Source organism: Leptotrichia buccalis C-1013-b (assembly GCF_000023905.1).
Taxonomy (GTDB): Bacteria; Fusobacteriota; Fusobacteriia; order Fusobacteriales; family Leptotrichiaceae; genus Leptotrichia; species Leptotrichia buccalis.
In genome coordinates this window covers 2394030-2416924 of sequence record NC_013192.1, presented here as the reverse complement: position 1 = coordinate 2416924, position 22895 = coordinate 2394030, and the positions used below count along the sequence as shown (strand labels likewise).

The 22895-nt window shown below is 28.1% G+C and carries 22 protein-coding genes; 13 read left to right on the top strand and 9 right to left on the bottom strand.

Annotated elements, in window-relative coordinates:
* Positions 1–21: 21 nt before the first annotated feature.
* From LEBU_RS11325 to LEBU_RS11300, 6 genes are all read right to left on the bottom strand, one after another.
* On the bottom strand, positions 22–1095 hold the full coding sequence (locus LEBU_RS11325; protein ID WP_015770448.1) for a glycosyltransferase family 9 protein: 1074 nt from the start codon (positions 1093–1095) through the stop codon (positions 22–24).
* Between the two features lie 110 nt (positions 1096–1205).
* Entirely contained in the window at positions 1206–2309 is a 1104-nt protein-coding gene (locus LEBU_RS11320; protein ID WP_015770447.1) for a glycosyltransferase family 9 protein, read from the bottom strand.
* Between the two features lie 24 nt (positions 2310–2333).
* The gene (locus tag LEBU_RS11315; protein ID WP_015770446.1) at positions 2334–3473 is read right to left on the bottom strand and encodes a glycosyltransferase; all 1140 of its coding nucleotides are present in this window, start codon (positions 3471–3473) and stop codon (positions 2334–2336) included.
* A gap of 34 nt (positions 3474–3507) precedes the next feature.
* A complete protein-coding gene (locus tag LEBU_RS11310; RefSeq protein ID WP_015770445.1) occupies positions 3508–4512 on the bottom strand; it encodes a capsular polysaccharide synthesis protein in 1005 nt (334 codons plus the stop codon).
* Positions 4505–5812, bottom strand: coding sequence for an O-antigen ligase family protein (locus LEBU_RS11305; RefSeq protein WP_015770444.1), 1308 nt, complete (start codon positions 5810–5812; stop codon positions 4505–4507). The genes LEBU_RS11310 and LEBU_RS11305 overlap by 8 nt, the downstream gene beginning before the upstream one ends.
* A 54-nt stretch (positions 5813–5866) precedes the next feature.
* Positions 5867–6883: a glycosyltransferase family 9 protein gene (locus tag LEBU_RS11300; RefSeq protein WP_015770443.1), complete on the bottom strand. Its 1017-nt coding sequence runs from the start codon at positions 6881–6883 to the stop codon at positions 5867–5869.
* 146 nt (positions 6884–7029) lie between these two features.
* On the opposite strand from LEBU_RS11300, the gene LEBU_RS11295 reads away from it, so the two are divergent.
* Positions 7030–7704 carry a hypothetical protein gene (locus LEBU_RS11295; protein ID WP_015770442.1) on the top strand — a complete coding sequence of 225 codons (675 nt, stop codon included), beginning with the start codon at positions 7030–7032 and terminating at the stop codon, positions 7702–7704.
* 59 nt (positions 7705–7763) lie between these two features.
* On the opposite strand, the gene tyrS is transcribed toward LEBU_RS11295, so the two are convergent.
* The 3 genes from tyrS to uppS are packed head-to-tail and all read right to left on the bottom strand — an operon-like array spanning position 7764 to position 10786.
* Complete coding sequence (tyrS, locus tag LEBU_RS11290; RefSeq protein ID WP_015770441.1) at positions 7764–9002, bottom strand: tyrosine--tRNA ligase; 1239 nt, start codon at positions 9000–9002, stop codon at positions 7764–7766.
* Positions 9003–9051: 49 nt separating this feature from the next.
* Complete coding sequence (locus LEBU_RS11285) at positions 9052–9978, bottom strand: phosphatidate cytidylyltransferase (protein WP_015770440.1); 927 nt, start codon at positions 9976–9978, stop codon at positions 9052–9054.
* Positions 9968–10786 (bottom strand): polyprenyl diphosphate synthase, encoded by an 819-nt coding sequence (uppS, locus tag LEBU_RS11280; protein ID WP_015770439.1) that lies wholly within the window; start codon positions 10784–10786, stop codon positions 9968–9970. Before uppS ends, LEBU_RS11285 begins: the two co-directional genes overlap by 11 nt.
* A 473-nt stretch (positions 10787–11259) precedes the next feature.
* Between uppS and LEBU_RS11275 the strand changes: the two genes are divergently transcribed.
* The 12 genes from LEBU_RS11275 to gatA all read left to right on the top strand — a co-directional run bounded on the left by LEBU_RS11275 (position 11260) and on the right by gatA (position 22893).
* Positions 11260–13809 (top strand): DNA translocase FtsK, encoded by a 2550-nt coding sequence (locus LEBU_RS11275; protein ID WP_015770438.1) that lies wholly within the window; start codon positions 11260–11262, stop codon positions 13807–13809.
* Between the two features lie 190 nt (positions 13810–13999).
* Positions 14000–15046 carry a rod shape-determining protein gene (gene mreB, locus LEBU_RS11270; RefSeq protein WP_015770437.1) on the top strand — a complete coding sequence of 349 codons (1047 nt, stop codon included), beginning with the start codon at positions 14000–14002 and terminating at the stop codon, positions 15044–15046.
* A gap of 128 nt (positions 15047–15174) precedes the next feature.
* A complete protein-coding gene (gene scpB, locus LEBU_RS11265; RefSeq protein ID WP_015770436.1) occupies positions 15175–15798 on the top strand; it encodes an SMC-Scp complex subunit ScpB in 624 nt (207 codons plus the stop codon).
* 68 nt (positions 15799–15866) lie between these two features.
* Positions 15867–16553, top strand: coding sequence for a pseudouridine synthase (locus LEBU_RS11260; protein ID WP_015770435.1), 687 nt, complete (start codon positions 15867–15869; stop codon positions 16551–16553).
* 22 nt (positions 16554–16575) lie between these two features.
* A complete protein-coding gene (locus tag LEBU_RS11255) occupies positions 16576–17238 on the top strand; it encodes an HAD-IB family phosphatase (RefSeq protein WP_015770434.1) in 663 nt (220 codons plus the stop codon).
* A 38-nt stretch (positions 17239–17276) separates the two neighbouring features.
* On the top strand, positions 17277–17855 hold the full coding sequence (locus tag LEBU_RS11250) for a hypothetical protein (protein WP_015770433.1): 579 nt from the start codon (positions 17277–17279) through the stop codon (positions 17853–17855).
* Positions 17856–17875: 20 nt separating this feature from the next.
* A complete protein-coding gene (locus LEBU_RS11245) occupies positions 17876–18076 on the top strand; it encodes a hypothetical protein (RefSeq protein WP_015770432.1) in 201 nt (66 codons plus the stop codon).
* Complete coding sequence (locus LEBU_RS11240) at positions 18076–18717, top strand: ATPase (RefSeq protein WP_015770431.1); 642 nt, start codon at positions 18076–18078, stop codon at positions 18715–18717. The genes LEBU_RS11245 and LEBU_RS11240 overlap by 1 nt, the downstream gene beginning before the upstream one ends.
* 20 nt (positions 18718–18737) lie before the next feature.
* The gene (locus tag LEBU_RS11810) at positions 18738–20174 is read left to right on the top strand and encodes a DNA adenine methylase (protein ID WP_015770430.1); all 1437 of its coding nucleotides are present in this window, start codon (positions 18738–18740) and stop codon (positions 20172–20174) included.
* Positions 20175–20296: 122 nt separating this feature from the next.
* Positions 20297–21040 carry a TRM11 family SAM-dependent methyltransferase gene (locus LEBU_RS11230; protein ID WP_015770429.1) on the top strand — a complete coding sequence of 248 codons (744 nt, stop codon included), beginning with the start codon at positions 20297–20299 and terminating at the stop codon, positions 21038–21040.
* A gap of 69 nt (positions 21041–21109) precedes the next feature.
* On the top strand, positions 21110–21409 hold the full coding sequence (gene gatC, locus LEBU_RS11225) for an Asp-tRNA(Asn)/Glu-tRNA(Gln) amidotransferase subunit GatC (RefSeq protein ID WP_006805047.1): 300 nt from the start codon (positions 21110–21112) through the stop codon (positions 21407–21409).
* A 20-nt stretch (positions 21410–21429) separates the two neighbouring features.
* Entirely contained in the window at positions 21430–22893 is a 1464-nt protein-coding gene (gene gatA, locus LEBU_RS11220; RefSeq protein WP_015770428.1) for an Asp-tRNA(Asn)/Glu-tRNA(Gln) amidotransferase subunit GatA, read from the top strand.
* Positions 22894–22895 lie beyond the last annotated feature (2 nt).

Genomic DNA, 22895 nt, shown 5'->3' with positions numbered 1-22895 from the left:
TTTAGATTTTACTCATATTTTTTAAACTTTTAAATTGTCAAATAATTTTTCAAAATCCACATCATTTATTCTATTTTCAGGATAATCAATCAGTATGTTGTTTTCCTCTTTTATTCTCCATTTGTTTTTATTAATTTTCGGTCCGTAAAAAGCCATTATTTTTTTATTAAGCCCTTCGGCAATATGTAAAATCGAAGTATCTAGAGACACTGTTAAATTGCTTCTTTTTATTATGGAAATTGAGTCCAGTATTGTTTGAGATTTTTCAAAGAATAGCACGTTTTTATTGTCAGCCTTTTTTAATATATTGTATATTGTTTCTCTGTCGTTAGGAGAGTCTAGTATTATGATTTTGTGTTTATCATACATCTCGGTTAGTCTTTTTATTATAATTAGTGCATTTTCTTCGTTTATTTTTCTGCCTCTTGAAGCTCCAAAAAAGTTTAATGCGATTATTTTTTCGGTTGCATTATTTTCTTTCAGAAATTCATCCACATTTTTTTCTGATTCTTCTGAAACTGGAATATCATATTTAGTGTCTTTTACTTTAATATTTACACTTTCTAGCATCTGTCTGTAAATTTCAGTCATTTTTAAAGTATTATTCTGCTTTATATTTTTGTTATATATTTTATAATCATCTTTATTATATCCAACATTAATTTTTGCATTTACCCTGTTTAGCAAATAAACTTGCTTGTATTTTAATCCTTCTGTTGAGTCAAATAAGACAGTGTAATCATTTTTTCTCAATTTTTTTGAAACTGCTCTCCAGTCACTCATATGTTTTCTATTAATAATATAGTAATTATCTATATTTTTATTTAATTTTAGCAATTTTTTTAAAGATTTGTCAGCAATTACATCAATTTTTATATCGGGATAATTTTTCTTAATTTCCCTAAAAATAAATGAACTTATTATATAATCTCCAATTTTTCCATCAGTTCTTAAAAATAAGACTCTATTTATTTCTGAAGACAATAAATTTATATCTTTTTTCTTTTTATCAAATATCCTGCTTAAAACTTCATTTTTTTTATCAACCAGCTTATCTCTATATGGTCTATAAAATTTCCAATTTATTTTTTTCATTATTTTTTATTCCTTATTTAGATATATTATTTACGTTAATTTTAGGGGGGAACGCATATCCTCATAGTTTGCTTACAAAGCATTTAAAAAGAATTGTCACTTTTTCTTTTTTATTTAGATAATTTAATATTTATATATTTTTTTATTTGAGAATTTAGCCATTCTATTGGTTCTGACATTGAAAAATTATATGTCTGATTGTGATTTCCTTCATTTTTTGAAATTACTTGTAGGCTGTCAACACTTGTTATTGGAGACCATCTGCATAAGTTATATTTATTGTTCGCATAAAAGCTTAATAATGGTTTATTCAAGGAAGAAGCCATGTGAATTCCACCACCGTCAACTCCGATTACCAAGTCGGAAGCTGCCATAAATAGTAAATATTCCCTAATGTTAAATGTTTGAGATAGGGAAATATCTAGATCTTTGTTTAAAAAAGTTTTCAATTTTTTGAAATATTCTTCACTTCCGTCTGTTTTTCCCATAATAATTTTTACTTTATTAATTTTATCATTTTCAATATTATTTAGCAAACTAGCAACCTCTTCAGGTTTCATTTCCCTGTCGCTACCTTGTGGAAGAAGAAAAATCCTTATTTTTTTCCCTGATTTTCCAAAATCAGTATTCCAGAATCTTTCCATCCTGTTAATGTGCATTTTTAAAAGTTCAATATGCGGCTTTTCTCTTTCTATCTTAAAATATTTTGCGAATTCTGAATTTACCAGATAATCTATAATGTGTGTTTCTATTGGCGGAGTACAGTCAAAATCATAGTTTTTTAAAGTTTTCCTGTTATAGTAATGATTTTCATTTGTTTCACCAAAAATCATAGTAATTTTTGGACTTAGTATTTTTTTCCATATCATTCTTTTTGTATTTTCCTTGCTTAGAAAGTCTAGCAGCATATCCCATTTTTTACGATTTTTAAGTACATCTTTCCGTTTTACAATAGTATCAATTATTTTTTCATTCTCATTGTTTAATTTTGCAAATTCTATATTTCTTTCTGTCACAACTATTCCTAATTTTGCATCAGGATACATTTTTCTGAGTTGCCTTGCATAACAGAAACACATTAAAGTATCGCCAATTGAATCTTTAGGATTTAATAAAATTGATTTTATATTCTTTAAATTAATATTTTTGTGCTTTTTTTTTGAACCAAATAGCCATATTATTATTTTAGATTTTATCCCATTTATTATACTCATTGTGTAACCTTTCTTTATAGAAAATTACTTTTTAATATTTTCTATTAACTCCTTTAGTTTTACTTTGTTATTTTCCATTGAAAAGTCATTAGCTCTAATCAATGATAACTTTTTATACTTTTCATATTTTTCCTTGCTGTTCATCAGTTCAAGGACTTTTTCGACAAACATATCCTTATCATTTAATGAAATCAGTTCCCCATATTCGCTATTTTTTCCTAATATATCTCTTGGACCTGTAGGACAGTCATAAGACACGACAGGTGTTCCTAAAGCAAGGCTTTCTAATAGCACAGTCGGTAATCCTTCATATTTTGCAGTATGTACAAATAATTTTGCATTTTTAAAAAATGGGTATGGATTTTCAATTTGTCCTAATAAAATTATGTCATCTTCCAGATTATATTCTTTTATTTTCTGTTTAATTATTTCTTTTTTTTCATCATCACCAATAAAATAAAGTTTTTCCTTTATGCCAGCCTGTTTTAGTTTATAATAGATATCAACTAGATGTTCAGGCTGCTTCTGTTGTGTTAGGCGTGATACTTGTAAAAAGTAGTCCTGTTTTAAATAATTTTCATATTTTTTTTCTACATTTTCAGCTTTTTTTTCAATTAATTTTAAATCAATTGGATTGTAAACCAGTTCCACTTTTTTTTCATCTATTCCAACTTTATTGATAAATTCCTCTTTCATTACGCGGGTTATTGCAAATATTTTTGAATATTTTTTATATTGCTTTTTGTATTTTTTTATTTTTTCCAAAGTCAATTTTTCTCCAAAAGTCAAAGAAAAATGAATCCATGCAAAAACAGGTATCTTTATATCAAAATTATCATATTTTAATAAATTTGAAGAATAATCAATAACAATATCGTATTTTTCGTTTTTTATTTTCTTTTCTATTTTTTTTAAATAAGTTGTTTTGGCTTTTATTCGGTAAATTTCTTTGATTAATTTATTTTTTCCGTTATAACTGTCAAATAAAAATTCATAATTTACTTTTTTTGGAATTTCATTTTCAAATAAGTTATTTTCCTTATGATTCCAAGTTATTAATAAATCAACATCGTAATTCAGTTCTACAAGATTTCTCAGAACATTTAGCAGAACTCTTTCTTCTCCGCCCATGCTTAAATGTCCATGCAGCACCAATATTTTCATTTTTTCACCTTTTATATTTTATATTTTTTAAAAATTATTTTATATCATACATTTTTTTAAAATAATCTAAAAATGTCCCTTTTGTATCTCTTTTTCCACTGTCTATCTTATATGTAAGTTTATGAACATTGTTTCTTTTTGTTATTTCGTCTAATTTTTCTTGAGAAAATTTATCAAACCAGACTCTTATAAGTTCGTGAGTTAAAGTATCTGATACGATTTTACATTGTTTCTTTTTATAATAATTTTCGATTAATTCAGTGTACAAAACTTGAAAGAAAAAATAATTTGGAACTAAATCATTGTGTTCCCAGAATATTAGCAGCATATCCAGCAGTGTTTTTATTATTTCGTTATTTTTTTTTGCGAAAATGATACTGTTTAAAACTCTAACTTTCATTTCATTATTCCATGAAAAGTAAAAGTCATCATAATCTTCCCAATCTTTTTTATTTTCCAAATTATCATCTCTTTGAAACATAAAGTAATCCATTTCAAAATATTCCTGCGGTAAATAATCTGTCAATAATATTGTTGCATCTATCCAGACTCCGCCATAATTATACAATAGGGCAAGTCTTATTATATCTGTAAAATGAGCAAATCCCATTTTTTTATTTTCAACTTTTTTCAAAATATATGCTGGAATTTCCAGATAATCATTTATGTTGTTCATATCCAAATGTATTATTTCATAATCTTTTTTATATTTTTCTACAGATTTATAGCTTATTTTTACAACATCAGGCAATTTTTCAAAGTCCCATCCTTGTCCCCAGAACTGCCATATAATTTTTTCATTATTAAATGTTTTTTTTGGCTTAATTTGTTCAGTTTCAATTTTATTTGTAAAATATTCTTTTAATACTCTGTCCCAATCTTCTCCAACCATTTTTTGAGTCTTAAAATAAGTTTTATTTTGAATCTTATTAAACAATTTTTTTGGCATCATTTCCTTATAAATATATTTATAAGGTTTTTTTCTCAGAGTTTTGTTAAGTCTATCTAGTTTTGAAATTCTAAATTTATATTTATTCATTAATTGTTTTTCCTCTTTCCAAATTTATTTTTTCTTTCCAAAGATAATTTAATAAAAATATTAGTATCATTGAAACTATGACCATATATTTATTATTTAGGTTAATATCTGTAATTCCTTGTATTGCCCAAGCTGCTAAGGAAGATTTAGTTGCAATTTCAAGTGCGACTAATTTAGAATCTGAATTTTCCATATTTTTTGAAAAATTTATTTTCATAGCTTTAAAAGCTACACTTACAAAAAATATTACTAAAAATAAAGTTCCTATAATTCCAAAATCCAATAAAAACTGTAAATATGTGTTATGTGTATGAACATAATAAATTTTCCATTCACTTAATCTATCTAAAAAATTTTTATGCACATAATCGCTAACACCTGTTTTTTTATAATAATCCAGATTAAATTGTTTCCTCTCTTCTGCTTTCCAGCCATATAATGGTTTTTGCTTGAATGCTTCTAGCCCAGTTTCCCAAAATATTACCCTTAAATTACTTGAAGGATCTTTTTTATAATTCACGATATATTGTAATCGATTTGAAATTGAACTTGGCAATACAAAATATCCACCAAGACATATTAAAAAAACTATAGGAATAAATCTTTTTTTCTTTTTATACACAATATAAAGTATTGTAGGTATTAAACAAATATAAACCATTTTTGAACGATTTACAATTACTAGAAATAAAGTTAGCATCATTATGGAAAATAAAAATATTTTTATTATTTTATTTTTTTTATTATCTTCATTTTTATAAAAAAGTAAAAATGATAATAGAAATAGAAATATTATACACATAATATTAGCAAAATCCTGAACAGTCAGAATAGCAGTAACCCTTGGATAGTAAAGCCCTACTGGATGTGCCCATTCATTATAAGTTTTTATAAAGTTAAAGGTTGCTAAAATCATAATTATTATTCCGCTAAATAAAAATACTTTTAAAAAATTGAAAACTCTTTTCTTATTTCCTAAAAAATACATAAATGGGAAAAATATTAAGTATCTTAAGATGTAATTATCTAACCGAGTTTTTATTCCGCCGTCTAAATATGCTATTATAAATGGAACACATACAAATAACAATAATTCTATGGAAAATTCCAAATCTAAATTTATATTTTCCAAAATTTCTTTTCGATTATTCTTTATTAACATTGAGATTAAAAACAGTATCATTAATAAAGGTATCGCAACATTATTTTCAAATTTTTCTGAGAAAAACAGAGACATTCCAACCAATAGACAAAAAATATATCCTGTTTTATTTATAACTAAATTTATTTTTTCATTCATAATATTTCTTCCTTTTTATAATTTTGGTAGCTGTAAAAATTATACAATTGTTTTTTAGATTCGTGTTATGATTTCTTCATAAACCCTGTCTGTACTAATCAGAGGAATTCCTTTGTAATAATCTTTTTTATACTTGTGTTGGTTTTTAGGAATTATTACAATATTATTTTCATAAAATTCATTATCTTCAATAACATTGCTTTTTTCAGTCCAAGGAAAAAATCCCAAACTTCGTTTTCCCGGTCCAAAAATCCCAATTACAAATGGTTTCTCAAATCCACTTGCAATATGAATTGGAGAACTGTCATTTCCTACAACAACATCAGCTTTTGAAATTAAAGCTCCAAATTCTACAAGACTTATTTCGCCGCGAAAATCAATTACGTTTTTATCTTTTTCAAAATTTAAGGGCAACTCCTTTTCAGATTTTGAACCAGTTATTCCAATAAAATAATTTTCATTTTTTTTCAGTTTCTGGATTACTTCTCGATATTTTTCTATCGGCCACATTTTTTCAGGTCTTTGACTCCCTGGTGCAACTAATATTAATTTTTGCTCTTTTTTCCCAGTATATCCGCTATTTTTCAATATTTTCTCAATTTTTACAAAATTTTCTTTTGCTGGATATATTCTAACTGGAATTCTTTTTCCTTCATATCCGACTAAATTTAAAAGTCTTTCCACTTCGTGCTTTTTCATATCGTAATGGACTTTCTTATCCAGAAGGGAAGAGCCAGTTGCAACATCAAATCCCACAATATCAGGAATTTTGGCTAATTTTGCAAGTAGTATGGATTTTATGAATCTATGTGGAATTACCGCATAGTCATATTTTTTTTGCTTCAAAATTTTTAGAACTTTTAAAAATCCTTTTATTCCTTTATCCTTTCCTTTTTTGTCATAAAGAATTATTTCATTTAAATTAGGATTATTATACAAGACACTTTGGTTTGTCGGTAATGTCAGGTAATCTATTTTAGATTTTGGATACAAATCCTTTAATTTTTGTATCAAAGGTGTGGATAAAACGATATCTCCTATAAATGCTGTATGTATTATCAAGATTTTCATATTTTCTCCTTTATTATATACAGAGCTATTATATCATATTTGTTATTTTTTTATAACAGTTTTATTTAATAAGTGAAAAAATTTTTATTCATTGAAATAAAAAAAAGAATATGTTAGAATTGATAAAAAAGAATAAAGGAAAAATTATGCAGGAAAGTAAAAATTTAAATATAGATAATGAAAAAAATTTTTTTTATAAAACTTATGAATACAAAAATGAGAAGGCTCTGAAGATTTTTTTGAGATTAACGAGAGAAAAAGGAAAAAATTCCTTTGAAGTTGCAAAATATTTAAAAAAAGATTTTCCAGAATTGAATTTTATGAAAATAGTCGAGTATAAGGTTTTAAAATATACCCCTTTTTACATAAAAATAGAAACAGTTTCTGAAAATATAAATAAAACTTTTAATGGTAATTTTATATCTTATTATAATTATTTGGTTGAGAAGAATGATTTTGAGCTTTCATACAAAACAGTCGATTTGTGGTTAAATTTTGAAGAAAATTTTTTTGAAAAAGGGTATTATCACATGGACTTTAGTCTTGGGAATTTTTTTATAGACAAGGAAAGTGGAAGAATTGCGTTTATTGATTTTGATGATATTGTCAGAAAGCCTCCTTTTTTTAGAAAACGTGTTTTTTTGACAAAATCTATAAGAAGTTTTGAAGGTTCAATGAAATTCTTTTTATCAGTGAAAAATTTTTCCAGAGAAGAAAATAAAAAAATTATTGATAAACTTGAAGAAATAAAAAAAAGATACAATGTAGTTTCAAGAAAAAAAGATATAAAAAAAACTGAACAGATTTTGAATAGAAAATAATAAGTCTGTTCAGTAATTAATTTTTATAAAATTATATAAATTTCTGTAATTATAACTTTTTATTTAACTTTCACAATTTTCTTTTTCCCAGCCCTAATAATCATTCCACTTTCAAGAATAACTGTAGCTTTTACATCTTTTATTGGCTCATCATTTATTTTAAATCCGCCTTGTTGAATCAATCTTCTAGCTTCACTTGTTGTTTGCAGCAATTCTGTTTCTTTTACTAGTAAGTCAATAATTCCTACCTCTTTGTATTCCAATTCAACTTCTGGCAAATCTACATTTAAATTTCTTTTGCTAAATACATTTTCAAACCAGTCTCTTGCCTCTTTAGCCGCTTCTTCACCGTAGTAAATTTTTACAACTTCTGCTCCTAATTGTTTTTTGGCTTCCATTGGATGTAAACTTCCATCTGCAATTTGAACCTTAATTTCTTCAATTCTTTCAAAAGGAACATCTGTTATCATTGTGTAGTAATTTTCCATCAATTCATCTGAAATTGACATAACTTTACCAAACATATCATTAGGAGTGTCTTTTACACCAATGTAGTTTCCAAGTGATTTAGACATCTTTTCCACTCCGTCAAGCCCTACCAGAATTGGCATTATCATACAGACTTGCTGCTCCTGTCCAAAATTTTTCTGTAAATCTCTTCCTCTTAGCAAATTAAATTTTTGTTCTGTTGCTCCCAATTCCACATCAGCCTTCAGTTCAACTGAATCGTATCCTTGTAAAATTGGATACATAAACTCGATTAACGAAACTGGTTTGTTTTCAGCCAGTCTTTTTGAAAAATCCTCTCTCGAAATCATTTGCGATACAGTAAACTGTGACAATAAATTCAATGCATCTGAAAGTGATAATTTTTCCAGCCAGTCAGCATTATAAACAACGTTTATTTTATCCAAGTCCAATATCAATTTTACTTGATCCAAGTATGTTTTTATATTCTCACTTACTTGTTCCTCCGACAACATCTTCCTAGTTTCAGATTTCCCTGTTGGATCTCCAATTCTCCCTGTAAAAGTCCCAATCAAAAACAGCACTTCATGCCCCAAATCTTGAAACTGCTTTAATTTTCTCAAAGGCACAGCATGCCCCAGATGCAGCTCCGAACCTGTCGGATCAATCCCCAATTTAACCCGTAGTGGAGTATTAGTCGAAATTGATTTTTCCAACTTTTTCTTAAATTCATTCTCATTAATTATTTCATCGCACCCACGACTTAAAATATTAAACTGTCTTTCTACTTCATTTTTTACTTCTATTTCATTGTTTCTATCTATACTCATTTTTATTTTTTCTCCTTTTACTATTTTATTTTTATTCAATAACTTGATTTTATAAATATGCTACGTACTTCATAAAATAATACACAATTGGCAATACAAATAACGCACTGTCAAATCTATCTAAAAATCCACCGTGTCCTAAAAGTAAATTCCCAGAATCCTTTACTTCTAATTCTCTTTTTATCTTAGATTCTACCAAATCTCCTAGTTCTGCGAAAATTCCTATTGCAAGTGCCAAAATCAAGGCTTTCAAACCACCAATGGCAACGTAATTGTAATTTACGGAACAGTTTTTTGATAAAAATGAGATTCCGCATACGAAATTTGCTATAAATAAATATATTTTATCAAATGATAAAATTACTAAAAACACTCCTAAAATTCCTGCTATTGCACCTTCGATTGATTTTTTGGGGCTAATTTTCGGAGCTAGCCTGTGCTTGAATATTTTTCCACCGATTGCCATTCCGACAAGATAGGCGGAAATATCACACGCCCAGATTAGCATAAATGTCATTACAACCAGAATATTCCCGTTTGGAAATTCATACTTTATTAGTAAAATATGTGAAAATAAATATGAAACATAAATTATTCCAAATAAAGTGTAGGAAATTTCTGCCATCGCATTTTGAATTTTTACTTTTAAAATCTGCCTTAAAGCCAATAGCATTATTGCAAACACGATAAATCCGCCCATATCAAAGTTAATTTGTTTAAAAAGGGCAAATTTAAAATATGAAAATACATTTTTTGAATTTTCCTGAAAATATATTGCAATAGGCAAAAATAGCCCAAGTCCCATTCCAATTCTGCTTGCCACCTCAAAGCCTTTATCCTTTAGCATTTTATAAAATTCAAACAGTGACATTCCAATTATTACAAGTGTAAATACTAGAAACATCACATTTCCCTTTAGAAATATCCATAAAAGGAAAGGTACAAATAACAAAATAATAAATAATCTACTTAACATTCAGTCCTCCGTATCTTCTATCCCTTTTATTAAAGGATAAAATAGCTTTATCTAGTTCTTTTTCATCGAAATCAGGCCAGTAAACATCTGTTATGTAAAACTCTGAATAGGCAACCTCCCAAAGCAGAAAATTACTTATTCTAAATTCTCCGCTTGTTCTGATTACAAGCTCTGGATCTGGAATTTCTGGACGATACATAAATTTAGAAAACTCTTCTTCCGTAATTTTTATATTTTCCAAATTTTCTTCTTTATCCACAAACCCATTTACCACTTTTTCTGTAACATTTAGTCCATTATTTTCATTATTAAACTGTTCAGACGCTACTCCACTTGTTTCATTCAAAAGTTTTGTTTCCAAAACTTTATTTACAGCGTCAACAATTTCCCGTCGGCCGCCATAATTAAATGCTATATTAAAGACAATGTTTTCGCAATTTGCCAAATAATTTTCAGTTTCTTCAATTTTTTTCAGCAATTTTTCGGAAATATTTTCTTTTGCCCCTGTAACAAGAAGTTTTACACCTTGTTTTTTTAATGTTTTTTTCTCTCTGTCTAAATATTTAGCAAATAAATCCATAAGGCCATTTACTTCTTTTTCAGGTCTTTTCCAATTTTCAGTTGAAAATGCATAAACAGTCAAATATTTAACGCCGATATTTCCTGCATGTCTTAATATTTTCTCAAGACTGTTAGCCCCAGCTCTATGCCCTTCCAGCCGAATTTTTCCACGCTTTTTAGCCCAACGACCGTTTCCATCCATAATAATCGCAATGTGCTTAGGAATTACCAATTCATCTCTATCCATTACATCCCTCTCAAGATATTTTTTAATTGCTATAATTATAACAGTCAAATCATTATTTTTCAAGGTGTTTGTGAAATTATTATATAAAAAACGGTTTCCTAACTTTTTGATTAAGGATATATATTAATGACGCTTTATATTAAGGGAATTTTTAAGAAATATAAAAAGTGATTATTTAATTTAATAAAATTTGAACTAAAAATATTTAAAAGATGAATAATCCTAATAAAAAAATGACAAAATTGAAAAAATATAGTATAATGTATGATATTATGTAAAAAATCTATGTTATGTAAAAATTGCTTCAAAGTCAAATTTGAGAGTTTTAACTATTTTATTAAAACTATAAGTTTATATAGTCTGATTTTGTAGGTACAGGACAAATTAGATTTTGTATTTAAAATAAGAATTTATAGATAAAAATATAATTATAAGATAAGTGAGAAATAAAAATTTTTAGAAAGGATAGTAAAATGGATAAAAAAAAGATTGAAGGTATAATATGGTTTGCTGTGGGGCTTATACTGATTCTATTGTTAGCAAATAAATCAAATATGTCAAATGATAATGTTGGAGAAAATATTTTTTCCTTAATATTAAATGGAATTTCATTAATTTTTGGGAAAATGACGTGGTTTATAGCAATAGCAGCTATAATATACGGAACAATCATATTTTTTTATGAAAAAATTAAAATTGACATAACACAAGGGAAAGTTGTTGCACTTGTTGGAATATTTTTAACATGTTCTATGTTGTTAGTTGCTAATTCTGTGGGTAAAAACGCTTTATCAAATGTATTTTCGGAAGCTGGAAGAAAGCTGCTGGAAATTGGATTTAACCACGAAAGTGGGGGGATTCCAGGAGCATTACTATTAATGCCGGTTTATAAAATTGTGCATATGAATGTGTTGAAAATAGCATTAGTATTTTTAATGATAATTTGTGTATGTTTTTTAATAAAAGACCTCATAGAGCTTGGTTATGAACTTTTGAAAGAAGTTTTAAAGTATTACAAAAGTGACGAGTATAAAGAGAAAAAAAGAAAACTTTCAGCTAAAAAATATGCAGAAAAATTAAAAAAGACAGATTTTAAACGTTATCAGAGAGAAATGTTAAAAGCAAAAATTATTCAGTCCAGAAACGAAAAATTAAGCTTTGAAATTTCTAAAAAACCAAAAAATAATTTTTTACAAAAAACAGAAGTATATTCTAAAGAAGAATTAGCTGAAAAAGAAAAAGAATGGATTGAAATTTTTGAAGAAAAGGAAAATCAAAAAAATCTTGAAAAAATCAAAAAAAATAAAATGAAAAATGATGAAGCGGAAGAAATAATAAAACCATTGGAAAATATGAAAATTTCAGAAGAAAAAGAAAATAAACTGGAATCTTTAACAGATAATTTGAAAACTGAAACAAAAGATGATATTATAAAAGAAAATGGTCAACGGGAAACTAAACTAGAAATTGTAACACCAACCGCGAGAGACGAAATTTCAAAACAATCTAATTCTGAACAAATAGATTCAAATTTTCAGGAATTTCCAAAACTTGAAGCATTTGAAAATGTCGATATGCCAGAAAAGGGCTTTGAGGAAAAATTGAAGGAAGTCAATGCAATGTTTGACCACAATCAAGGATACGATGATGTTGTAAAAAATGCAATTGCACAAATATTTAAGTCAAAACCTATGGATGTTGAAAAAAGAAAAATAATTGAAGATGGAATTAAAGAAAATGTAAGTCATCTGGAAAATGTTCTGAAGGAATTTGGAATAGAGGCAAAAGTTGTAAATTATGAATATGGACCTACTATTACAAGATATGAAATTGTTATTCCAAAAGGAGTAAAAGTTAGCAAAGTTACAGGACTTTCAGATGATATAGCAATGAATTTGGCAGCAGAAAGTATCCGTATAGAAGCGCCGATTCCCGGGAAAAATACGATTGGTATTGAAACTCCAAATAAAATAAAGGAGGCTGTACATTTTTCCAACATTATAAAAAATAAAGAACTGGACACAGGAGAATTAAAAGTAATATTAGGAAAAGATATTGTCGGTCGAGATAAATTCATAGATATTACGAAAATGCCGCATTTGCTGATAGCAGGACAGACAGGTTCAGGGAAATCAGTTTCTGTAAACACTTTGATTTCAACATTAATTTCCAAAAAATCTGAAAAAGAAGTAAAATTTATAATGGTTGATCCTAAAATGGTTGAACTTATGCCGTATAATGATATTCCGCATTTATTAGTTCCAGTAATTATAGACCCAGAGCAAGCTGCAATTGCCTTAAAATGGGCAGTTAATGAAATGGAAAAAAGATACAAGCAACTTATGGAAAATGGAGTAAGAAATATAAAAGGCTACAATGCATTAAGCTACGTTGAAAAAATGCCTTATATTGTCATAATAATTGATGAGTTGGCAGATTTAATGATGGTTGCTTCTAAAAGTGTGGAAGAATCCATTGCAAGAATCGCACAAAAAGCAAGAGCCGTTGGTATACATCTAGTTGTAGCAACTCAACGTCCATCTACAGATGTCATAACTGGAATGATAAAGGCAAATTTGCCAAGCAGGATTTCCTTTGCACTAAGATCACAAATTGATTCAAGAACAATTCTGGATACTTCAGGAGCAGAAAAATTATTAGGACAGGGAGATATGCTGTTACTTGCAAACGGTTCTTCAAAACTGGAAAGAATTCAGGGGGCATATATTTCAGATGAGGAAGTCAAAAACTTGACAGACACATTAAAGACAACTAAAAAAGTGGAATATAAAAATGAAATTCTGGAAGAGCCTGAAGAAGAAATAAATGATACGGATCCTTTTTTTGAAAATGCAATAAACATTATAAAACAGGAAAAAAATAAAATATCAATCACACTGTTACAAAAGAAATTAAAAATAGGATTTCCAAGAGCTTCAAGAATTTATGACCAGTTAAAAGAGTCTGGTATCATAAGTTATGATGATCAAATTATAACAGACAATATTGACGATATAAAGTAAAAAATAAATAAATTTTTTATAATAATTGAAAAATTATAGCAATTCAATGTTTAAAGTTGCTTGAGTATATTTAAAAAAAATGGTAAAATACTTTAAGAATGAAAATATAATAATTATCCACAATACAACATTTTTAGTTTAGAGTTAGATTATTATAGGAAAAAACAAAAAATAAAGGAGATAGGAATAGATGAAATTTTTTGATTTGTTTAAAACCAATATATCACCAAGAACTACAAGGGATATAGCGATTGATTTAGGAACAGCAAATACTGTTATGTATGTAAAGGGAGAAGGAATTCAGGTAGATGAGCCAACTTATGTGGCAATTAATAAAAAAACGGAAGAGCTAGAGCATATTGGTGAAAAAGCGAAAGAAATAATTGGAAGAACAGCAAAACATACTGAAATTATACGTCCATTAAAAAATGGAGTAATTTCTAATTACGAAGTTACAGAAAGAATGCTTGAAGAATTTTTGCATAGAATAAAAAAAGATAGATTTCAAAGCTCAAGAGTTATCATTTGTGTTCCAAGTGGAGTTACACAAGTGGAAAGAAGAGCTGTAATTGAAGTAGTAAAAGATGCTGGAGCAAAAGAAGTTTATTTAATCGAAGAACCAATAGCAGCTGCAATTGGTGTTGGAATTGATATGTTTGAGCCAAAAGGGCATTTAATCGTTGATATAGGTGGAGGAACTACAGAAATTGCATTTATCGTATCTGGAGGAGCGGCATTATCAAGATCAATCAAGATTGCTGGAGATCATTTGAATGAAGATATTATGGAATTTGTAAAAGAAAAACATAATTTATTAATTGGTGAAAGAACAGCGGAAGAACTAAAAATGAATACAATAAGTCAAGATGATCCTAATTTAGCATATGAAATTAGAGGTCGTGAATTAGGTGTAGGATTACCAAAAAGTATGAAAATAAAAACATCTGAAATTAACGATGCAATTAGAAAACATATTGACTCAATTATTGATGAAGTAAGACTTACAATAGAAGAAATAGAGCCAGAAGTGGCAGCTGATATCTATGAAACTGGAATTTACTTATCTGGTGGTGGAGCAGGTATCAGAATTCTAAAAGAAAGAATCGAAAAGGAATTGCTATTACAAGTAACTGTTGGAGATGATGCAATTCACGCAGTTGTAACAGGGATTGCACAAGTATTAGATGATTTTGACAGATATAAAAATGTTATTATTTCTCCAACGCACGAATATTAATTTAAAATATAAGTCATCTTGATTCATTTTATGAATAAATATCTAGGGGAATTTTCTGAAGTTACAGTTAAAGGAGAATTCCCCAAAATTTTAAATAGAAATCTGAATATTTTAGAAAATGGTAAAATATGGAAAATAATAGAGAAAATGAAGAAAATATAAATAAATTTAACAATATTGAAGAAAAACTGGAAGCGATAATCTTTTTGTCAAAGGAAATGATAACAATTAAAGAATTAGCACAATTTTATGGGATGGAAAACTTTGAGATGGAAGAAGTGTTGAATAATTTAAGGGAAAAAAGAAAAAATACTGGAATAAATTTAAAAATTGAAAATGGAATTGTTTGTCTAGTGTCAAATCCGCTTTTTGGATCTGATGTAAAAAGATTTTTTAATCCAGAAATGAAATTAAAGAAACTATCCCGTTCAGCAATGGAAACATTAGCAATTATCGCATACAAAGGACCTATAACTAAGGCAGAAATAGAGCAGATCAGAAGTGTCGGTGTAGACAAGACTATGTCAAACCTGCTGGAAAGAAAACTAATTTATATTTCTGGACGGAAAAAGACAGCTGGGACACCAAATTTATATGAAGTAACGGATGATTTTTACAGTTATTTGAATATTCGTAATAGAGAAGAATTACCAGGAAATGAGCAATTTCAAAAAATTGAGCTGCTTTATAAAGAAGACGAGAAAACGGAAAATGAAAGTACAAACAAAGAAGAAAAATTAAATCCAGAATAAGATTTAGAAGTGGAAACAAAGAAAGAAATTGGGAAATAAAAAGAGTAGAAAATAAAGAGGTAAATAGAATGAGATTAAATAAATTTATAGCCGAAACGGGATTTTGTTCACGTAGGAAAGCTGATGAACTGATAAATGAAGGAAGAGTTACGGTAAATAAGCACGAGGCGATTATAGGAATGGATGTAAAGCCTGAAGATGTGGTTAGAATTGATGGAGAAAGAGTAAAACTTAATACAAGATATGAATATTATATTTTAAATAAGCCAAAAAGAGTACTTTGCTCAAATGAAGACAAGTTTGGGCGTAGACTTGCAGTAGACTTTATAAAATCACGTGCCAGACTTTTTACTTATGGAAGATTAGACTTTATGACAGAAGGGTTAATTATAATCAGTAATGATGGAGAAGTTTACAATCACGTAATGCATCCACGAAAAAAATTGTATAAAAGCTACATTGCAAAAGTTAGCCGTGAAATTGAAGACAAGGATATTGAGGCACTACAGCATGGAGTTGTAATTGACGGGAAAAGAACTGCACCAGCAAAAGTTAAGAAAATTGACAAAAAGGAACTTAGAATTGCAATTTTTGAAGGAAGAAACAGACAGATAAGAAAAATGCTGGAAACATTGGGATATAATGTTAATTCATTAAAACGTATTAAAGTGGGAGAACTTACGCTTGGTAATTTACAAGTGGGAGAATATCGTGCTTTGAATGAAGATGAAATTAAATATCTGAAAAGTTTATAAATTTTCTGGCAGGAGGAAAAAATTGGGAAATAATAAAAAATCAATCTTTTTAATAGATTTTGATATAACAATCAGTAAAAAAGATTCGACAGATGTTTTGCTTGAAACACATCAGCCTGAATTTAAACAGGAACTGCGAAAAAGATACAGAGCTGGAGAATATTCTATAAGGGAGTTTATAAAATATGGACTAGGCTCTCTAAATATCACAAAAGAGCAGTATATCCAGACTTTGCAGGAAAATGTGATAATTGATGAAACTTTTATAGATTTTGTAAAAAGTGGAGCAAAATTTAAAATTGTTAGTGCAGGTGCAAGGCTAAACGTACAAGGAACACTTTCAAAATATGGTATAAACTTGCCAGATAGCGAAGTTATATCAAATGATTTAAAATTTAGTGGAACTGATAAAAACGAAATTACTGTGGAAAATCCATTTTTGGACAAGGAAGGCTATTATGGCGTTGATAAGAGGGAAGCAGTAGAAAATTATAAAAAACAGGGCTACACAACTTATTTCGTAGGCGACGGTCCGTCTGATTACAAGGCATTGGAAGTAGCTGATTTTGCTTTTGTGAGAAAGGGGACTAGGGCGGTTAAGTTTTGTGAAGAGAATGGAATTGATTTTTTTGAGTTTGATAATTTTAATGAGATATTAGAGTGGAGAAATAATACTTCTTATTAAAAAATATTAGAAATACCAAATACAGGTGGTTAAAATTTATGAAAAAAATACTAATTTTATCAATAATAATTTTTAATTTAGGAATTGCTAAAAGTTTGGATAATAATTTAACTAAAAATATAACTGTGTCTGAAATTGAACAAAAAAATGATAGAAATTTAATAATGCAGGAAATAGAAAGTAAAAGGAAAAAATCTCTGGATGAATTAGGAGAAAAAATTATTGATTTTTACGAAATGGAAAATGGTAAAAATAATTACTATACGGCTTTGTATATTTTTAGTAAAGAAGCCGCAATGGATTTTAAATATACGATTGAAAATGTATCTTATATTACAAAAGATAAAATAGAAGTTACATTAAATTTAACCTTTTTAGATGAAGAAGAAAATGAAAAAGCATTTTATGAATTTGGAAAGATGTTTGTAAAAGAATTTGGTGAGAATAGACTGGAAAGTAATCGTTTATTTACTAACAAAGAAAAAGACAGAGTAAAAGAAATATCAAAAATTTCTATATCAAAAATACCTAAAAAAAATACATCTAAAAATATTACAATGGTTAGAAAAGATAACAGATGGGTCTCAGATATTGATTTTGAAGATTTGATATTTTAAAATTAGGAAATGGTGTATTTATGAAATTAAAAGAACTGTTTAAAAATCAAAATATTGACAATATGGAATTAAAAGAGTTACTTGAATCACTAAATTATGAAGATTTTAATAAATTGCTGAAAAACACTGAAAATTCTAAAAATATTGATTTTTATGTGAACTTGCAAGATTTTCTGATAAAAGAAAAACAGAAAGAATTGATTGAAAAGGGTGTGTTTTGATGGAGAATAAAAGTTTTTATTTGTTTGCAGGTGTGAATGGGGTGGGGAAAACTACGCTATTTAATGCGATAAATGGGGATATGAAAAAATCAGTTAGGATAAATAGTGATGAAATTGTAAGAGAAATTGGTAAATGGGATAGTGAAACTGATCAGGTAAAGGCGGCTAAAATTGCGGTTGGACTGAGAAATGAATGTATGGAAAAAGGAAATTCCTTTAATGAAGAAACTACTTTGACTGGTAAAACAATTTTAAAATTGATTGACAAAGTAAGAGAAAAGAATTATAAGTTGCATTTATTTTATGTTGGTGTCGGAAGTCCTGATATTTCAAAAGAGAGAATAAAAAAGAGAGTGGCGGATGGCGGACATCATATTCCAGATGAAGTTGTTGATAAAAGATACAAGGAATCATTGAAGAATTTTGAGAAAATTTTGAAAAAATTTGATAATGTTGTAGTTTATGATAATAGTGTGAGATTTAGGACATTACTGCAAATTATTGATAAAAAAGTGATAAAAATAGCAGATGATCTGCCAGAATGGATGGAAAATACAATAAATAATAATTATAAAGTATTGGAAGTAGAGGACTTTGCTTTTGTGAGAAAGGAGACGTTTAAAAATTTTAGAGAGATATGAAGTGGAGAGAATAATAAAAAATGACAGGTACAAAAGTAAAACCATTTTTAAAATGGGCAGGTGGAAAGGGGCAGTTAATAGATAAAATTGAAAAGTTTTATCCATTTGATAATAAAATTAATAAATATGCAGAACCGTTTATTGGTGGAGGAGCAGTTTTATTTGATATTTTAAATAAATTTGAATTAGAAAAAATATATATTAGTGATGTTAATATTGAGTTATTGAACTGTTATAAAGTTATAAAAGAAAAAGTTCAAAAATTAGTAGACAAATTAAAAGTATTTGAAAACGAATTTTTAGTTAAAGATAAAGAAGATAGAAAAATTTATTACTATGAAAAAAGAGAACAATTTAACAACTTAAAATTAGAAAATAATAGTGAAGAAGTTAAACGTGCAGCATTAATGATATTTTTAAATAGAACCTGTTTTAATGGACTTTATAGAGTAAATAAAAAAGGATTATTTAATGTTCCAATGGGTGATTATAAAAATCCTAAAATATGTGATGAAGAAAATTTAATTAATATATCAAAAAAGTTGAAAAATGTGGATATTATTTATGGAGATTATAAAAAATCTTATGATTTTATAGATAAAAATACATTTGTCTATTTTGATCCACCATATCGTCCATTAAATCAAACTTCATCATTTACATCGTATACAGAATATACATTTGAAGATAAGGAACAGATTGAACTTTCTGAATATTTTAAATTATTAAATGAAAAAGGAGCTAAGTTACTACTTAGTAATTCTGATCCTAAAAATGTAGACATCAATGATCAATTTTTTGATGATTTGTATAAAGGATTTGATATAAAAAGGATTGAAGCAAGTAGAGCAATTAATAGTAAAGGTGAAAAAAGAGGGAAAGTAACTGAGGTACTGATATCAAATATACAGTTAGGAGCGAAAGTTATGAATGAAATAAAACTTTACAATTTTAATTTTTCATCAAGAAAAGAATGGAGAAAAAGTTTAATTCTAGAATTTTTAAAAGAAGAAGCAGGTACAGGAAAAGGAGAATTGGCCTCAAGATATAGATACTATGTTGAAATTTTAAAAAACGGGGAAAAAATTTATTTAAATAGACCAGCTACTTTAAATTATGGAATGGATTTCACAGTTCATCTTGAAAATACGCAATTTCGTCTACAAGGACCAGCTAGAGATATGCCTAGTCATTCAAATATTATAGATGATTTGAAACAAAAACAGTTAGAAAATTTTTGCGAATATGAAAAAGTAAAGAAAATATTGAATAAATTGTATAATTGTGAATTTGTGAATGAAGAGGAATATTCAAACATATATTTTGCGATTGGAATTGAGATAGAAGGAATTTTGAAAATTGTAAAATGGTTATTTTTGGAACAAGATGTAACTTATTGGAATTATAGTGGAAGAGGGATGTTATATCAGTGTTTGAAAGATAATGGCTTAGTTTGATTTATTATGGGAGGAGATAAATATGAAAACAAATTTTGAAAAAATTTTTAAAAATGTCAATGATTTAGAAAATAATAATGTAAACAAAATAATAAAATAAACTAAATTTTAAGGTGGGGGAAATGGTAAAAAAAATAAAAAAATGGGAACCTGAAGAATTTGAGCTTGAAATGAATACAGTGTGGAGTTTTCCAGATAGAGGAAAATGGGCAACTCATGATGCAAAATATCGGGGAAACTGGTCACCATATATTCCAAGAAATCTTTTATTAAGATATTCAAATGAGGGCGATTTAATTTTAGACCAATTTGCAGGTGGAGGTACAACATTAGTTGAAGCAAAATTATTAAATAGAAATATTATAGGAGTTGATATTAACAGCAATGCACTTAAACGTTGTAAAGAAAAATGTGATTTTGAATATGAAAATTTAGGAAAAGTTTATTTTTACGAAGCTGATGCAAGAAATTTAAATTTTATTCCAGATGAAAATATTGATTTTATATGTACTCATCCTCCTTATGCTAATATTATTAAATATAGTGAGGATATAGAAAATGATTTATCACATTTAAAAGTAAAAGATTTCTTAATTGAAATGGAAAAAGTTGCATCAGAAAGTTATCGAGTTTTAAAAAAAGACAAATTTTGTGCCATTTTGATGGGAGATACAAGACAAAAAGGACATATAATACCCATGAGTTTTGAAGTTATGAAAATATTTGAAAAAGTAGGATTTAAAACAAAGGAAATCATTATAAAAGAACAGCATAATTGTAAGGCAACAGGTTTTTGGAAAACAAATAGTGTAAAATATAACTTTTTGTTAATTGCACATGAATATCTATTTGTTTTTAAAAAATAAAATGTGGAGAAATTTTAGATAAGTAAAAAGATTATTGAAAAAATATTTTTAATAGGAGGAAAAAAACGAATGTTAAGTAAAGAAGATGTTTTAAAAATAGCAGCACTTTCTAAATTGGAATTTTCAGAAAGTGAAATTGAAAAATTTAGGGTGGATTTGAATAAAATATTTGAGCATATGGAAGAGTTGAATGGGGTTGATACTACTGATGTGGAGCCGCTTTTTAATGTGCTGGACTTAAAAGATAAGTTGAGAGAAGATAAAGTTAGGGATGCTGGGATTAAGAAGGAAATTTTAGAAAATTCGCCTAATAAGGATGAGGAATTTATAATTGTTCCAAAAGTTGTTGGAGAAAATGCGGATAATTAGAAAAAAGAAAGGTGAAAAAAATGAATTTATACAAAAAAACGGCTAGCGAACTGGCTGAAATGATAAAGAATAAAGAGATTACTTCAGAAGAAGTTACAAGAAATTTTTTAGATAGAATAAAATCTGTTGAAGATAAGGTTGGGGCTTTTTCTAATATTTTTGAGGAGAAGGCATTGGAACAGGCTCGAAAAATTGATGAAGAAAATAACGAAGAAGGAAGAAAAAAATATGAAAATACAGGACTTTTTGGAGTGCCTGTGGCGTTGAAGGATAATATTGTTTCAAAGGGAGATTTGACAACGGCGGCTTCGCAAATTTTGAAAAATTATGTGGGAGTTTATGATGCAACTGTTGTGAAAAAGTTGAAGGAAGCTGGAGCAGTACTAGTTGGAAAGGCTAATATGGATGAATTTGCGATGGGGTCTTCAAATGAAAATTCGTCAATAAAGTCAGCATCTAACCCTTGGGATTTGGAAAGAGTGCCAGGAGGAAGCAGTGGGGGATCGGCTGCTGCGGTTGCGGCTGGTGAAGTACCTGTGGCTTTGGGAACAGATACAGGGGGAAGTATTAGACAGCCTGCGAGCTTGACTGGAACTGTGGGAATAAAGCCAACTTATGGAAGAGTTTCGAGATATGGGCTTATGGCATTTGGTTCTTCGCTGGATCAGATTGGGGCTTTGGCAAAAAGTTCAGAAGATTTGGCAAGAATTATGCAGATAATTTCTGGATATGATGAAAATGATCCGACAACTGCGGATGTGGAAGTGCCTGATTATGTATCTTTGCTTGAAAAAGATATAAAAGGATTAAAAATTGGGCTTCCAAAAGAATATTTTTCAGATGAACTGGATAAATCAATAAAGGAAGTTGTGGATAAAACTGTGGAAACATTGAAAAAACTTGGAGCAGAAGTGAAAGAAGTATCCTTACCTTACACAAAATACGCAATTTCTACTTATTATATAATTTCATCGGCTGAAGCGGCTTCAAACTTGTCAAGATATGACGGAGTGAGATATGGAGTTAGAAAAAGTGATGAAAACATTGAGGAAATGTATGTAAAATCACGAACAGAAGGTTTTGGAGATGAAGTGAAGCGTAGAATTATGATTGGAAATTATGTGTTAAGTTCTGGATTTTATGATGCTTATTACAAAAAGGCTTCGCAAGTTAGAAGATTAATAAGAGATGATTTTTTGCGAGTTCTTTCAGAAGTTGATTTAATTTTGACACCAGTTTCTCCAACAACAGCGTTTAAAAAAGGTGAAAAAGTTACTGATCCAGTTCAAATGTATTTGGGAGATATTTTTACTGTATCAATAAATATGGCTGGATTGCCTGCAATTTCAGTTCCAGCAGGATTTGTAAATGGACTTCCTGTGGGAATACAGCTGATTGGAAATTACTTTAGGGAAGATTTGTTGTTTAATGTGGCGAATAGGTTTGAGAAGGAACGTGGGGAGATAAAATATCCTGAATTGTAAAA

Coding starts and splice junctions, on each gene's coding strand:
- LEBU_RS11325 (WP_015770448.1), bottom strand. CDS start 1,095: ATGAAAAAAATAAATTGGAAATTTTATAGACCATATAGAGATAAGCTG.
- LEBU_RS11320 (WP_015770447.1), bottom strand. CDS start 2,309: ATGAGTATAATAAATGGGATAAAATCTAAAATAATAATATGGCTATTT.
- LEBU_RS11315 (WP_015770446.1), bottom strand. CDS start 3,473: ATGAAAATATTGGTGCTGCATGGACATTTAAGCATGGGCGGAGAAGAA.
- LEBU_RS11310 (WP_015770445.1), bottom strand. CDS start 4,512: ATGAATAAATATAAATTTAGAATTTCAAAACTAGATAGACTTAACAAA.
- LEBU_RS11305 (WP_015770444.1), bottom strand. CDS start 5,812: ATGAATGAAAAAATAAATTTAGTTATAAATAAAACAGGATATATTTTT.
- LEBU_RS11300 (WP_015770443.1), bottom strand. CDS start 6,883: ATGAAAATCTTGATAATACATACAGCATTTATAGGAGATATCGTTTTA.
- LEBU_RS11295 (WP_015770442.1), top strand. CDS start 7,030: ATGCAGGAAAGTAAAAATTTAAATATAGATAATGAAAAAAATTTTTTT.
- tyrS (WP_015770441.1), bottom strand. CDS start 9,002: ATGAGTATAGATAGAAACAATGAAATAGAAGTAAAAAATGAAGTAGAA.
- LEBU_RS11285 (WP_015770440.1), bottom strand. CDS start 9,978: ATGTTAAGTAGATTATTTATTATTTTGTTATTTGTACCTTTCCTTTTA.
- uppS (WP_015770439.1), bottom strand. CDS start 10,786: ATGGATAGAGATGAATTGGTAATTCCTAAGCACATTGCGATTATTATG.
- LEBU_RS11275 (WP_015770438.1), top strand. CDS start 11,260: ATGGATAAAAAAAAGATTGAAGGTATAATATGGTTTGCTGTGGGGCTT.
- mreB (WP_015770437.1), top strand. CDS start 14,000: ATGAAATTTTTTGATTTGTTTAAAACCAATATATCACCAAGAACTACA.
- scpB (WP_015770436.1), top strand. CDS start 15,175: ATGGAAAATAATAGAGAAAATGAAGAAAATATAAATAAATTTAACAAT.
- LEBU_RS11260 (WP_015770435.1), top strand. CDS start 15,867: ATGAGATTAAATAAATTTATAGCCGAAACGGGATTTTGTTCACGTAGG.
- LEBU_RS11250 (WP_015770433.1), top strand. CDS start 17,277: ATGAAAAAAATACTAATTTTATCAATAATAATTTTTAATTTAGGAATT.
- LEBU_RS11245 (WP_015770432.1), top strand. CDS start 17,876: ATGAAATTAAAAGAACTGTTTAAAAATCAAAATATTGACAATATGGAA.
- LEBU_RS11240 (WP_015770431.1), top strand. CDS start 18,076: ATGGAGAATAAAAGTTTTTATTTGTTTGCAGGTGTGAATGGGGTGGGG.
- LEBU_RS11810 (WP_015770430.1), top strand. CDS start 18,738: ATGACAGGTACAAAAGTAAAACCATTTTTAAAATGGGCAGGTGGAAAG.
- LEBU_RS11230 (WP_015770429.1), top strand. CDS start 20,297: ATGGTAAAAAAAATAAAAAAATGGGAACCTGAAGAATTTGAGCTTGAA.
- gatC (WP_006805047.1), top strand. CDS start 21,110: ATGTTAAGTAAAGAAGATGTTTTAAAAATAGCAGCACTTTCTAAATTG.
- gatA (WP_015770428.1), top strand. CDS start 21,430: ATGAATTTATACAAAAAAACGGCTAGCGAACTGGCTGAAATGATAAAG.